Raw genomic sequence first — 13,054 nt, forward strand, 5'->3', positions numbered from 1 at the left:
TCGCCACGGGCGTCGGCGCCGAGCAGCTCGCGGACCTGGGCGTCGGTCAGGCCGCGGCAGGGGTCGGGGGCGCTCGTGAAGCCGCCCGCGGCCGCGCCGCCCCCCGAGGCGAACCGCCAGGCCGCGAGCCCGGCGGCGACGCCGATCACGATCACCAGCACGGCGCCCAGGGCGAGCCGCAGCAGGCGGCGCGGCCGGTGCCCGGCCGGGGCCGATGGCGTGGCGGCGACGGCCCGCAGGGCCTGCCGTACGACGGCCGGAGGGGGCCGCCGGGCGGGGTCCTTGTCGAGCAGGGCGAGCACGATCCACGCCATTCCGGGCGAGGCCCGGACCATGGGCTGCGGCGGCTGCATGAGCACGGCCGCCACGAGGGCGGCGGCCATCGGCCGCTGGAACGGGGATCTCCCCTCGACGGCCGTGTACAGGGTCGCGCCGAGGGACCACCGATCGGACGGCGGGCCGTCGGGCTCCCCCCGGAAGCGTTCCGGGGCCATGTACGCGGGCGACCCTGCCGAGCTCTGCCAGCCGGAGCCGTTCCCGTGGCTCACCGGGGCGGCGATGCCGAAGTCGGTCAGCAGCGCCCGGCCGTCGGGGGCGATCAGCACATTGGCCGGTTTGACGTCGCGGTGCAGGATCCCCTGCGCGTGCGCCGCCTCCAGGGCGTCGAGGACCGCGAGGCCGATCTCGGCCGCCCGCGCCGCCGGGAGCGGCCCGTCCTCGCGGATCACCTTGTCGAGCGACCGGCCGGCCACGAGGTCCATGACGATCCACGGCTGCCCGTCGTGCCGGACGACGTCGTGGACCATGACGATGGACGGGTGGCTGAGCCGTCCGGCGGCCCTGGCCTCCTGGATGGCCCGCCCGGTGAACTCGGCGAGCTCCGCTCCGGCGACTCCCGCCGGGATGCGCAGCTGCTTGACCGCCACCTCCCGGTGGAGCAGCTCGTCCACGGCCCGCCAGACGGTGCCGCCGCCGCCCTCGCCGACGGGTTCGGCGAGACGGTACCGGCCGGCCAGCAGGTCCACGGCTAGGCCAGCCCTCTCAGCCCGTCGGCGGCGGCCCCGGCCGCCTCGACCGCGCGCCTGCGCAGGTCGGCCGTTGACGGGGCGTCCAGGTCGGCGTACTGGAGGCGGCCGACGAGGTCGCCCAGCCGGAAGTACACGACGGCCGCCTGAGCCCGCCCCTCCGGAGTGGTCGTGTCGGAGGCGAACGCGTCGTCGGCCACCCCGGGCACCGGATGCGCGGCCGACACGGTGACCGGGCTCCTGGTGTCGAGGCCGATCTCGTACCAGATCCAGGTGCCGTCGCGGGGTCCGGTGGCGTACTCCCTGCGCAGGCCGTCGAGGAGCGTGCGGGCCGAGGCCGGGGTGAGCGCCCAGGGGTCGCGGGTGTCGGAGTCGGTCTCGGCGGACAGCTCGACGCCGGCGCCGGTGACCGTCCACTGGCAGTCGCCGAGGCCGAGCCGGCCCGCCGGCGGCCGGGCCGTGCCGAGGAGGCGGCCCACCTCGGCGGCGGGCAGCGCGCGGCACAGGTCGACGGCCTTCGTGAACGTCGGCGAGGCGGCCTCCGGCCGGGAGACCGGGCGGTCCCCGGCGGGCCGCAACGCGACGAGCAGGGCGGCGGCGACGCCGAGGACGCCGACCGCGGCGGCGAGGCCGATCCACCGGCGACGGCGGCCGGGCGCGGCCCACCGGTCCGGCCGCACCTCGGGGACACGACCGGCCGCGACCTCGCGCAGCAGACCGAGGGCGGTCGCGCTGTCCGGCCGGCGCGCGGGGTCCCGGTCGAGCATCCACACCAGCGGCGGGCCGAGCGGGCCCGCCAGCCGGGGCGGCCGCACGTCCTGCGTCAGCGTCGCGCGGATGACCTCGGCGTGCGTGCCCTGGTGCGGCGGGACCCCCTCCACCGCCGTGTAGAGGGTGGCCGCGAGCGACCACAGGTCCGCGGCCGGCCCGCCGGGCTCCCCCGCGAGCCGCTCGGGGGCGATGAACCCGGGCGTGCCGACCAGCAGCCCGGCCTCGGTCAGCGCCGTCTGGTCGGCGGGGCGGGCGATGCCGAAGTCGGTCAGCACGGCCCGGCCGTCGACGGAGAGGAAGATGTTGCCGGGCTTGACGTCCCGATGCTGCACGCCGCCGGCGTGGGTGGCCGTCAGCGCCTCCAGCACGCGTACGCCGACGTCCGCCACGACGGGAGGCGGCAGCGGCCCGCGGGCGGCCACCTCGCGGGCCAGGTCGCGGCCGTGCAGCAACTCCATCACGATCCACGGCTTGCCGCCCTCGAGCAGGACGTCGTGGACCGCCGCGATGCCGGGATGCCGGAGCCGTGCCGTCACCTCGGCCTCCCGCATGACACGGGCGACGAGCTCGGCGCGGTCCCGCTCCGCCAGGCCGTCCGGGACGCGTAGCTCCTTGACGGCCACCTGGCGGTCGAGGACGGCGTCCCTGGCCAGCCACACCGTGCCCATGCCGCCCGAACCGAGCGGATGCAGGAGGTGGTAGCGCCCGGCCAGTGGCCCCCCCAGCGTTTCGGCCATAGCGGGGAGAATACCGAAATAGTGATCGACGGCTTGGCGAAATCCCGCGCAACCGGCCAACTCCCCAGATAATGGATCACCACGAAGGATCGCCTGAAGCGGGGGACGAGGTGCTCGCCATCAGCCCGTTACGGCCGGACGATCGGGAGCGGATCGGCGGCCATCGGCTGCGCGGCCGGATCGCCGAGACCGGGCGCAGCGTGACGTACGCGGCCGAGTCGGAGACCGGGGAGCACGGCGTCCTGACCCTGTACGAGGTGGATCTCGACGACCCGGAGGAGTTCCTCGCCGGCCTGGAGGCCCTGCACCGGCTGCCGCCCTGCTACCTGGTCCGGGTGTCCGACGGGGGCACCCTCGGTGGGCGGCCGTACGTCGTGGAGGAGCGGGCCGACGGGCCCACGCTGGCCGGGAAGGTGCGCCGCGACGGCCCCCTCTCGGGCACGGCGCTGCACCGGTTCGCGATCGGCGCGGCGACCGCGCTCGCCGCCCTCCACGAGGCGGGCGCGGTGCACGGCGGCCTCGTTCCCGACACCGTGATCCTCGGGCCGGACGGCCCCCGGGTGTCGGGCACGGGCCTGGCGGCCGTCCTGGCCGCCTCTCCCGTGAGCGTGACGCAGGAGGCCGAAGCCCTGGGCACGCCGACGCCGGAGGGGCTCGCCGGCCGCCCGCCGGAGGCGGCGTCCGACATGTTCGCGTGGGGCGCGCTCGTCGCGTTCGCGGCGACCGGCCGCCACCCGTTCGAGGCGGGCACGCCGGCCGCGGACGTGGACCTCGTGCTGAACGAGGAGCCGGACCTGTCCGCGCTGGACGAACCGCTGCGGGACCTCGTGCGGCGGTGCCTGGCCGGGGACCCGGCCGACCGGCCCGCCTCCTCCGAGGCCCTGCTCGCGCTGGTCGACCACTGCGTGCTGACCGGCCGCCTCGACCTGGAGGCCGCGCTCCCGCCCGCCCAGCCGTACGACGCCGCCACGCCCGTGACCACGGCGGTAACCACGCCCGTGACCACGCCGGTGACTACGCCGGCCGCCCCCTCGCACGACACCCAGGCCGCCTCGCCGGAGGAGACGCCGGCCGTTCGGACGCAGGACCTGCCCGCCCCCTCGCCGCCCGAGCCGGACGGCGGTGCGATCGCCGCGGGACCCGCCGGCCGCGCCGACCGGCACGTAGGCGACGGCGGACGGCGGCGGGGGCAGCCGCCGTCCGCACTGTCGCTCGCGCTGGCGGGCGTGCTCATCGCTCTCGTGTCGGCCGGGGGGACGTACGCGGTCGTGTCCCGCACGCAGGCCGCCCCCTCCCCCTCAGCGGCGCCGTCCGTCCAGGTCGTCCCGGTCGCGGCCGACCCCCCGACTCCTCCCGCCCCCACCGCGCGCGTCCTCGTTCCGCACGCCCGGATGACGCTGCTCGAGAACTCCCGCGACCCCGTACGGCTGACCGGCTACCGGGTCGGCGCGGACACCTACGTGCGCGCACCCGGCGGGTCCACGTTCACCAGGGCGGGCGTGAAGGACGCCGACCCCGTGCTGTCGCCTGACGGGGCGTGGCTGGCCCTCGCGACCGACCGGGCCGTCACCCTCGTCGATCAGAGGACGGGCGCGCGCTTCGAGACGCGTCCGGAGGCCCCCGCGCCCCTGGAGGGGGCGACGTGGTCCCCCGACGGCCGCCGGCTCCTGCTCACCGCGGCGACGAAGGGCGTGCCGACGGGGTTCGCCCTGATCGACCCCTCGGCCAGGACCTCGACGTTCGTCGACACCACGGACGACCTCCAGGGCGGCGAGGGGCCGTACGCGTGGCTGCCCGGCGGCTCGGGCGTCGCCGTCGGCCACACGACGGCCGCCGGTCACGGCGTCCGGTTCCGGGACCTGAGCGGCCGCGAGGTGCGGGACCTCCACTGGGTGGGCCGGAGCTCCGGACCCCGGCTGTTCTCCCCCTCGGGGCGACGGCTGGTCACGTCCTGCCCGAGCGGCGGGACGCTCTGCGTCTGGGACGCCGCCACCGGCGGCAGGCAGGCGTCCATCGCGACGCCCTTCCCCGGCGCGGCCCTGCTCGGCTGGTACGACGACCACCACCTGATCGTCCTGGACCCGGGCGGGAGGCAGGCCCACCGCGTCGTGGTGATGGACGAGCGCGGACGCGAGCAGCGCGTGCTCGCGGAGATCGCGCCCCAGGACGACGCGGACACCCTGCTGCTCACCTACACCCGGAGCTGACCCCCGATGCCTCCCGTCGTTCCGCTGTCGCCGGAGGACCCGGCCGCGCTGGGCGCGTACCGCCTGACCGGGCGGCTCGGGCCCGCCGTCTTCACCGCCCTGTCCCCCTCGGGCGAGCAGGTCGCGGTGAAGCGGTTCCCCGACCGGCGCGACAGCCGTCCCGACCCGGACCGGGTGGCCGCCCTGCGCGCGGCCGCGCCCATCGGGACCGCGCTCGTCGTGGACGCGGGTCCCGGCTACGTCGTGACCGAGCTCGTCGACGGCCCCTCCCTGGACGAGACGGCGCCGGTCACCGGTCCCGCGCTGCACCGGCTGGCCATCGCGACGGCGGCCGCGGTCGCGGCCCTCCACCAGGCGGGCATCGTGCACGGCCACGTCCGGCCCGACCAGATCGTGCTGGGCCCGGACGGGCCACGCCTGCTGTGCCACGGCTCCCCGGCGCCGAACCCCGTGCTCTGGCAGTCTCCGGAGGAGTTGCCGGGCGATCCGGCCGGCCCGCCCGCCGACCTGTTCGGCTGGGCCGCCGTGATCGTGTACACGGCGAGCGGGCGTGTGCCGTTCTCGGAGGAACGGGTCCGGCACGGCGCGGCCGACCTCGACCCGCTGGAGGGCGACCTGCGCCAGCTCGTGGCCGACTGCCTCGCGCCGGAGCCGCAGGACCGGCCCTCGGCTCGCGAGACCCTCCTGCGGCTCATCGGGCACTCTGGGGCCCTCGACACGATCGTGCCCGGAAGCGCCCCCGCCGCCGACCACGACCGCGACGCCCCGGGCGAGGGCTCCACCGCGCCGCACCACGACCACGACCACGACGCCGACCCTGACGCCCCGGGCGAGGGCCTCGCCGCCCCGGACCACGACCCCGACGCCGACCACAACCCCGACGACCCGGGCGACGACCCCGCCGCCCCGGACCGCGACCTCACCCTCCCTGACGACGACCCCGGCGTGCCCACCGTGACGGGACCGGCGACCGGGGGGCGGCGGAGGCCGTCCGGGCTGGTGCTGACGGCCGCCGGCCTCGCGGTGGCCCTCGCGTCGGGCGGGACGGCCTACGCGCTCACCCCCCGCCCTGCGCCACCCTCCGCCTCCCCGGCAACCCCGATCTCCTCCGGCCCGGTCGCGGCCACGCCCTCCGCCTCGGCGACGGCGGCCGAGCCGCCCGCCACCGTGCACGAGGCACCGGGCGACCCGGTCGTCCTGACGTCGTACCAGGTGACGGACGACCGGGGCGAGACCGGCGTCTGGACCCGCTCACCCTCAGGCGGCTTCCAGCAGACCGGCGAGGGAGACCTCTTCACCGCGGTCTCCCCCGGCGGGCGCTGGACGGCGGCCGTGAACGAGGGCTTCGCGGCCGGGTCGACGCGCCAGTCGGTCCAGATCACCGATCGGCGCGACGGCGAGCGGTTCTCGCTGCCGCTCGTGTCGCCCCCCTTCATGGGCGAGGGGCCGGCCTGGTCCCGTGACGGGACCCGCCTCCTGCTCACCGTCGCCGGGCTGGACCACGGGACCGGCACGCCGTACGCGGCGGGGTTCCTGGTCGTCGACCCGGCGGCGAGGAGCGTCCGGGTCGTGCAGACGGCGAACCGGGACGACGTCACAGCCTTCCTGGCCCTGCCGACGTCACTCCGCGCCTTCGGGATGTTCCGCTGGTCACCCGACGGCACGTCGGTCGCCGCGCCGTACGTCACGCCCGAGGGCACGTCCGGCACCCGGTTCTGGGACCTGTCGGGCCGCGTCCTGCGGAGCATGCACTGGACCGGCTCCCCGATCGGCGCGAACGACCCGTTCTCCCCGTCGGGCCGCCTGCTGCTGACCTACGGCTGCGAGACCGGCTTCGCCGTCTGCGCCTGGGACGTGCGGACGGGACGGCGGGCCGCCACCGTTCCGGGCGAACGGAACCAGGACGTGATGGGCTGGTTCGACGACGACCACCTCATCAGGGGCGGCTGGGTGGACGACCGCCTGTACCGCGTGGTGACGGTCGACCTGTCGGGCAGGCCGGCGCGGACGCTCGCGGAGGTCCGGGCGTCCCGCGAGCGGCCGGTCCGGATGGCCTACAGCCGGCCCTGAGGTGAGAGCCGCACGCCGGAGCCAACGGCGACCCGGCCAGTGCCGGCCTCCACTTTCAGCCGAGCCGGCGGGCGTCACCCCGTACGGCGACGCCCACCGGCCGGATCATCGGGAGCGTCCTCAGCTCAGTTTCAGGTCCTTCAGCTTGAAGTCTCCCTTGAAGACGGCGTAGAGGTCCCTCACGCCGGTCGCTCCCTTGACGGCGGCGGTGGCCGTGGCCCACGTGTAGGGGCCGCCGGTGGCGGCGACCGGCACGGTGGCCACGAGCGTTCCCGTGGGCGAGCCGAGCCGCAGCTCGATCGATCCGCCGGACGCCGAGGCGACGCCCGCCGCGACACCGGTCGGCGGCCTGCCGAAGGCGACGTCCCTGAACGCGATCCAGGCGCCGTCCTTGCCGGCCACGGCGTCGCCGCGCTCCTTCGTCTCGTCCGTCAGCGTGACCCCGGAGTAGTCGTCGAAGTCGATCGCCCGCGTCGTCGCCGACAGGTCGCGGTGCGGGATCTTCTCGCCCTTCACGTCGATCGTGGTCCGCTGCCGGATGGCGGCAGACGACGAGCCCACCAGGACGTCCTGGGCGGACGACTCGACCGTCCACTTGTTCCGGGTGACGTCCCACAGGGCGAAGTCGGCGGTCTTCAGGTGGAAGGTGACGGTCGTCGTCCGCCCGGGGGCGAGCGAGACCCGCTGGAAGGCGCGCAGCTGCCTGACCGGCTGCTTCACCCGTGAGGTGCGCTGGTGGGTGTACAGCTGGACGACCTCGTCGCCGGCCCGGGAGCCGGTGTTGGTCACCTTCACCGACACGTCGTACCCGTCGCCCCGGGGAGTCGCCGTGAGCCCCTGGTAGCCGAAGGTGGTGTACGACAGGCCGTGGCCGAACGGGTAGAGCGGGGAGCCCTTGAAGTAGAGGTAGGTCCGGTCCCTCTTGACGATGTCGTAGTCGAGGATGTCCGGCAGGTCGGCGGCCGACCTGTACCAGGTCTGGGTGAGCCGCCCGGCCGGGTCGACGTCACCGAAGATCACGTCGGCGAGCGCGTGCCCGGTCTCGGCCCCCGCGTGGGTGGTCCACAGCAGACTCGACACCCGGTCCTGGACCTTGCTCATCGTGGTGGGGTAGCCGTCCTCCAGGACCACCACGGTGTTCGGGTTGGCCCGGGTGACCGCGGCGATCAGGTCCTGCTGGCCCTCGCCGAGCTCCAGCCCGGTGCGGTCGTGGTTCTCCCGGCCGGCGACCCACGGGTTGCTGCCGACCACCACGACGGCCGCGTCCGCGCCCTTCACCGCGGCGGCCGCGGCGTCGGCGCCCCGGCTGACGACCTCCTTGGCGAAGTGCGCCGCGTCGGCCTTCGACCCGAAGCCGAGCGTGCCGTCGGCGCCGACGGTGACGTAGTCCCCCAGCGACCACCAGCTCTCGTTGACCTCGTAGCCCGCGTAGTGCAGGAGGTAGGTCCCGTCGTCCTGCTTCTCCAGCCTGAACTGCTGCTGCACGTACCAGCCGTCCGGGTTGTCGGAGCTGGCGAGGAACGTGCCCCAGTTGCCGGTGAGCATCTTGCCGTTGCCGGCGTTCCGCAGCGTCGACACGCCGTCGGTCCAGTCGGTGACGTCGAACTCCGAGGCCGCGGCCGGCGCCGTGTCGGACACCTTCACCGGGGTGGCGGCGTCGGTCACCGTGACGTACCTGCCGCTCTTGACGTCCTTGAGCGCCACCCGGTCGAGGGCGTCGGTCCCGGTGACGCTCGCCCCGGCGCCCAGCCGCTCCTTGATCCCCTGCAACGGCGTCACCTGGTACGGCATCTGGCCGCCGTACCAGTCGCGGAACAGGGTGTTCTGCAGGGGGCCGACCACGGCGACCTTCCTGGTCCTGGCCGCGTCGAGCGGGAGCCTGCCGGAGTTCTTCAGCAGCACCAGGGCCTTGTCCGCGGCCTCGCGGTTGAGCCGCCGGTTGGCCGCGCTGTCGATGACCTCCTTGCCGATCTTCGCGTACGGCCCGCCGTCAGGGTCGAACTGGCCGAGACGGAAGCGGACCGACAGGTCGTGGCGGACGGCTCTGTCGACGTCGCCCTCCGTCAGCAGTCCCTTGGCCAGCCCGTCCTTGATCAGGGCGGTCATCGTGGCCGGCTTGTTGTCGTCCACCGTGAAGCTGTCGATGCCCGCCTTGAGCGCCGCCGCGAACGCCTCGGTCTCGTTGGAGAAGTAGTGCTCGGGGTCGGTGAGCGCGTGCGGGGCCCAGGCGTCGCTGACGTTGTACAGGTCCTTGGAGGTCCACGAGCGGACGACGTCGTCCAGGTCGGGGTTGACCGTGTTCGGCCGTCCGTTGACGAGGTTGTAGGACCCCATCACGCCGGTCGCGGCGTCCGCGCTGATCGCGGGCCTGAACGCGGCCTCGTCGTACTCGTGCTTCACCCGCGGCGGCAGGTTGGAGGAGGTGAGGCTGCGCTGGTACTCGTTGTTGTTGGCCAGGTAGTGCTTCAGCACCGGCGCCGTCTTCAGGTAGAAGGGGTCGTCGCCCTCCAGTCCCTTGCCGTACGCGGTGGAGACGGCGCCGGTCAGCAGCGGGTCCTCCGAGTAGCCCTCCTCGTTGCGGCCCCACCGGGGGTCGCGCAGCAGGTTGACCACGGGCGCCCACACCTGGGTGCCCCACACGACCGGGTTCACGGAGTTGTAGCCGCGCACCTCGTCGCCCACCGCGGAGCCGACCCGCTTGACCAGGTCCGGGTCCCAGGTGCTCGCCAGGCCGACCGCCTGCGGGAACACCGTGCCGCTCGCGAAGGTCTGCGCCCAGTCGTGCTCGTCGTCGTTGGACCAGGCGACGCCGTGCAGGGCCTCGGTCCCGTTCTTGTGGTACGGCATGCCCAGCCGCGGGATCGCCGGCTGCGACTGGTGCAGCAGCGAGATCTTCTCGTCCAGGGTGAGCCGGCCGAGCAGGTCGTCGATCCGCCGGTCGAGGGGGAGGGAGGGGTTGCGGAAGGGGAAGTCGTCCGCCGCCGCGGCGGGAGCCGTCAACAGGCTCAGCGCCACGGCGAGTGCGGCCGCCGCCGACAGGGGCCGGCGAAGGGACATTGCGCCTCCAGGTCAGGTAGTGACGCGCGGGGGGATTACTTGACGGCGCCCACCGTGACTCCTCTGGTGAGCGTCCGCTGGAAGATCAGGAAGAAGGCGACGGCCGGCACGATGCCGAGCAGCGCGGACGCGCTGGACATGGTGGCGTCCATCATCTTCTCCCCCTGCAGGACGCCGATGGCGACCGGCACGGTCTGGTTGTCGTTGGAGATCAGGAAGATCAGCGGCAGGAAGAACTCGTTCCACGTCCAGATGAAGAAGAAGATGAGCAGCACGTAGAGGGTCGGCCGGCTGATCGGCACGACGATCCGCCATAGCGCCCGCCACCGTCCGGCCCCGTCGAGCGCGGCGGCCTCCAGGATCTCCCGGGGGAACTGGCCCAGCACCGACGACAGCAGGTAGGTCCCGAAGGCCGCCTGGATGACCGTGAAGATCAGGATGACGGAGAGCTTGCTGTCGTACAGCCCGACCTGCTTGGACAGGTAGTACAGCGGGTAGGCCAGGGCCTCCTGCGGCAGCGTGTTGCCCACGAGGAAGACCACGAGCACCCACAGCCTGCCGCGCACCCGGCCGATCCCCAGCGCGTACGCGTTGAGGATCGACAGCACGACCGCCGCGACCGCGACGGAGGCGCTGATGAGGAAGCTGTTCCAGAGCTTCTCGCCGAAGGCGACCCGGTTCCAGAAGTCGACGACGCCCTGCAGGTACAGCCCCTTCGGCAGGCTCAGCGGGTTGCCGGAGGAGTACTCGGCCGGCGACTTGAACGCGTTGAGCGCGACGATGAGGAAGGGGAACAGCATCACGCCGGCGAGAACGACGAGGGCCGCGAGCACGGCCCAGCGTCCCGGAGCGCGGTGGACCGCGGGGCGGGCGGCGCGCACGCGGGCGGCGGGAGCGCTGACGACACGGCCGGCGGTCACGGCTCACGCTCCTGGACGCGGAGGAAGAGGAAGGTCACCACGACGATGATCAGGGCGAGGACGGTGGCGATGGCCGAGCCGTATCCGACGTTGACCTTCTCGAAGAAGTTCAGGTAGGAGAAGTACGACGGGACCATGGTGGCGTTGCCGGGTCCGCCCCTGGTCAGCACGAAGATCGGCCCGAACACCTTCAGGGCGGCGATCGTGCAGGTGAGCAGGACGACGTAGATCTCCGGACGGATCTGCGGGATGGTGACGTGCCAGAACCGCCGCCACCAGGACGCGCCGTCGATCTCGGCGGCCTCGTGGAGCGCGGGGTCGGCCCGCTGCAGCCCGGCCATGAAGATGACGACCGGGTAGCCGAGCTGGAACCACACCATGACGGCCATGACCGTGGCGAGGGCGTAGTCGGGGTCGCCCAGCCAGTTGACCTTCAGGCCGAAGATCTCGTTCACCGCGCCGTACGAGGGGTGCAGCATCCAGCCCCACACGACGCCGGCGATGGCGACCGGCAGCACCTGCGGCAGGTAGTAGGCGGCGCGCAGCGCCGACGCCGTGCGCGCGCCGAACCGTCTGCCGATGTAGTCGAACAGCGCGGCCGCGAGCACCAGCCCGGCCAGCGTCGGCACGACGGCCATCGCGACGATCAGCGCGACGTTGTGCTCGAACGAGGTCCAGAACCGCTCGTCCCGCAGCAGCTTCGTGTAGTTGTCGAGCCCGATCCACGTGGGCGTGCCGACCCCGGACCAGCGGGTGAAGCTCGTCGCGACGTTCATCAGGAACGGCACGACGATGACCGCGAGGAACAGCAGCGCGCTGGGAATCAGGTAGGGCCAGTAGCCGCCCCTCCCGCGGGGACGGGGCGGCCGCGCCTCGATTGGCGCCATGAGCAGAGCCTTTCGGGGTCTGCGGTGGGGGCCGGTCAGAGGTCGCCCCCACCGCGGGATGTTCGGCTAGTTGCCGATGTCGGCGAGGTTGTCGTTGTACGGCTGGGCGATCTCGTCGAGCACCTGGGCCGGCTGCTTGGTGCCGTTGATCAGCTCCTGGACGCCGGAGACCAGCACGTCGTAGTAGCCCGGGGCCGGCCAGTCGGGGTAGAAGGCCAGGCCGTCGGAGGTCGTGAGCTTGTTGAAGTTCTCGATCAGCTCCTTGCTCTTCGCGTCCTGGATGGCCGACGGGTCGGCGGCGACCGGGACGCCGCCCGAGTTGCCGAGCAGGTTCTGGACCTCCTTCTTCATCGTGACGTCGATGAAGTCGTAGGCGAGGTCCTTGTTCTTGGCCTTCTCGGGGACGACCCAGATGTTGCCGCTCGACCCGGGCGTGAGCTGGGCGCCGGGGAACAGGAACGACCCCCACTGGAAGTCCTTGATCTCCGACTGGAACCGGCCGTACCACCAGCTGCCGGAGATCATGATGGGGAACTTGCCGCCGATGAACGACACGCCCATGTCCTCGGCCTTGAGGCCGGCCGAGTCCTTGGCGATGTAGCCCTTCTTCACCCAGTCGGCGAACGTCTGCGCGGCGTAGGTGAACTCGGGGCCGTGGAAGTCGACCTTGCCCTTGTAGAGCTGGAAGGAGTCCACCCAGGGCCGGGCGGCCTTGGTCAGCGCGAGCTGGTAGAAGATCTGCTGCGCCGGGTACTCGGCGCCGGCGGTGGCGATCGGCGTGATGCCGGCCTTCACGAACTTGTCGAGCGCCGCGGTGAACTCGTCGAACGTGGTGGGCACCTCGATGCCCTGCTTCTTGAACGCGTCCTTGTTGTAGTAGACCATCACGTACTCGCCGTAGTTGGGCACGCCGTACCACTTGCCGGAGCCCATGATGCCCCGCTGGTCGTACTTGGCGGTGGTCTGCAGCGAGGGGCTGAGCAGCTTGTCCCAGCCGCGCTTGGCCGCCTGCTCGGACAGGTCGGTGAGCAGGCCCTGCTTGGACAGCAGGCCCGCCGTGGCGTTGCCCTTGTTGTACTCCATGACGTCGGGGGCCTGGTCGGAGTTGAGGACCATGCCGGCCGTCTTCTGGATCTGCTCGAAGCCCTTCGCCTCGAACTTCACCTTCACGCCCGGGTGGCTCGCCTCGAACTCCTTGACGGCCTCCGCCCAGGCCTTGCCCATCGCGCTGTCCGCGCCCTCGTAATGCCACAGCGTGAGGGTCTTGCCCTGTGATCCGCCGCCGGACGAGCCCGAATCCGATGAGCCGCCGCACGCGGAGAGCGCCAGGGCGGCCGCGGCCAGAGCCGCGAGCGCCGCCGTCCTGCTTGTCCTGAACAT

At 73.3% G+C, this 13,054-nt stretch carries 8 protein-coding genes; 2 read left to right on the forward strand and 6 right to left on the reverse strand.

What is annotated here, in order from left to right:
- Both MPTA5024_RS42785 and MPTA5024_RS42790 read right to left on the reverse strand, forming a co-directional pair.
- On the reverse strand, positions 1-1,025 hold a 1,025-nt coding region (locus tag MPTA5024_RS42785; protein WP_198167469.1), incomplete at its 3' end, for a serine/threonine-protein kinase.
- Between the two features lie 2 nt (positions 1,026-1,027).
- Positions 1,028-2,533, reverse strand: a complete 1,506-nt coding sequence (locus tag MPTA5024_RS42790; protein WP_051458840.1) for a serine/threonine-protein kinase — start codon at positions 2,531-2,533, stop codon at positions 1,028-1,030.
- Between the two features lie 71 nt (positions 2,534-2,604).
- Here MPTA5024_RS42790 and MPTA5024_RS30010 point away from each other — a divergent pair, with 71 nt between their 5' ends.
- Together MPTA5024_RS30010 and MPTA5024_RS30015 are read left to right on the forward strand one after the other, a co-directional pair.
- The gene (locus MPTA5024_RS30010; protein WP_084370105.1) at positions 2,605-4,740 is read left to right on the forward strand and encodes a protein kinase domain-containing protein; all 2,136 of its coding nucleotides are present in this window, start codon (positions 2,605-2,607) and stop codon (positions 4,738-4,740) included.
- A 6-nt stretch (positions 4,741-4,746) separates the two neighbouring features.
- The gene (locus MPTA5024_RS30015; protein WP_036330575.1) at positions 4,747-6,810 is read left to right on the forward strand and encodes a hypothetical protein; all 2,064 of its coding nucleotides are present in this window, start codon (positions 4,747-4,749) and stop codon (positions 6,808-6,810) included.
- A gap of 120 nt (positions 6,811-6,930) precedes the next feature.
- Here MPTA5024_RS30015 and MPTA5024_RS30020 read toward each other — a convergent pair whose 3' ends face one another.
- From MPTA5024_RS30020 to MPTA5024_RS30035, 4 genes are all read right to left on the reverse strand, one after another.
- Positions 6,931-9,867: a glycoside hydrolase family 3 protein gene (locus MPTA5024_RS30020; RefSeq protein WP_036330576.1), complete on the reverse strand. Its 2,937-nt coding sequence runs from the start codon at positions 9,865-9,867 to the stop codon at positions 6,931-6,933.
- 35 nt (positions 9,868-9,902) lie between these two features.
- The gene (locus tag MPTA5024_RS30025; RefSeq protein WP_232326698.1) at positions 9,903-10,787 is read right to left on the reverse strand and encodes a carbohydrate ABC transporter permease; all 885 of its coding nucleotides are present in this window, start codon (positions 10,785-10,787) and stop codon (positions 9,903-9,905) included.
- Positions 10,784-11,674, reverse strand: a complete 891-nt coding sequence (locus MPTA5024_RS30030) for a carbohydrate ABC transporter permease (RefSeq protein ID WP_036330577.1) — start codon at positions 11,672-11,674, stop codon at positions 10,784-10,786. The genes MPTA5024_RS30025 and MPTA5024_RS30030 overlap by 4 nt, the downstream gene beginning before the upstream one ends.
- Before the next feature lie 66 nt (positions 11,675-11,740).
- Entirely contained in the window at positions 11,741-13,054 is a 1,314-nt protein-coding gene (locus MPTA5024_RS30035; RefSeq protein WP_036330579.1) for an ABC transporter substrate-binding protein, read from the reverse strand.

Origin of the sequence: Microbispora sp. ATCC PTA-5024 (assembly GCF_000511135.2) — a bacterium.
Taxonomy (GTDB): Bacteria; Actinomycetota; Actinomycetes; order Streptosporangiales; family Streptosporangiaceae; genus Microbispora; species Microbispora corallina.

Excerpts from the sequence above, each read along its gene's own strand:
- MPTA5024_RS42790 (WP_051458840.1), bottom strand. The coding sequence starts at position 2,533 with ATGGCCGAAACGCTGGGGGGGCCACTGGCCGGGCGCTACCACCTCCTG.
- MPTA5024_RS30035 (WP_036330579.1), bottom strand. The coding sequence starts at position 13,054 with ATGTTCAGGACAAGCAGGACGGCGGCGCTCGCGGCTCTGGCCGCGGCC.
- MPTA5024_RS30010 (WP_084370105.1), top strand. The coding sequence starts at position 2,605 with ATGGATCACCACGAAGGATCGCCTGAAGCGGGGGACGAGGTGCTCGCC.
- MPTA5024_RS30030 (WP_036330577.1), bottom strand. The coding sequence starts at position 11,674 with ATGGCGCCAATCGAGGCGCGGCCGCCCCGTCCCCGCGGGAGGGGCGGC.
- MPTA5024_RS30015 (WP_036330575.1), top strand. The coding sequence starts at position 4,747 with ATGCCTCCCGTCGTTCCGCTGTCGCCGGAGGACCCGGCCGCGCTGGGC.
- MPTA5024_RS30020 (WP_036330576.1), bottom strand. The coding sequence starts at position 9,867 with ATGTCCCTTCGCCGGCCCCTGTCGGCGGCGGCCGCACTCGCCGTGGCG.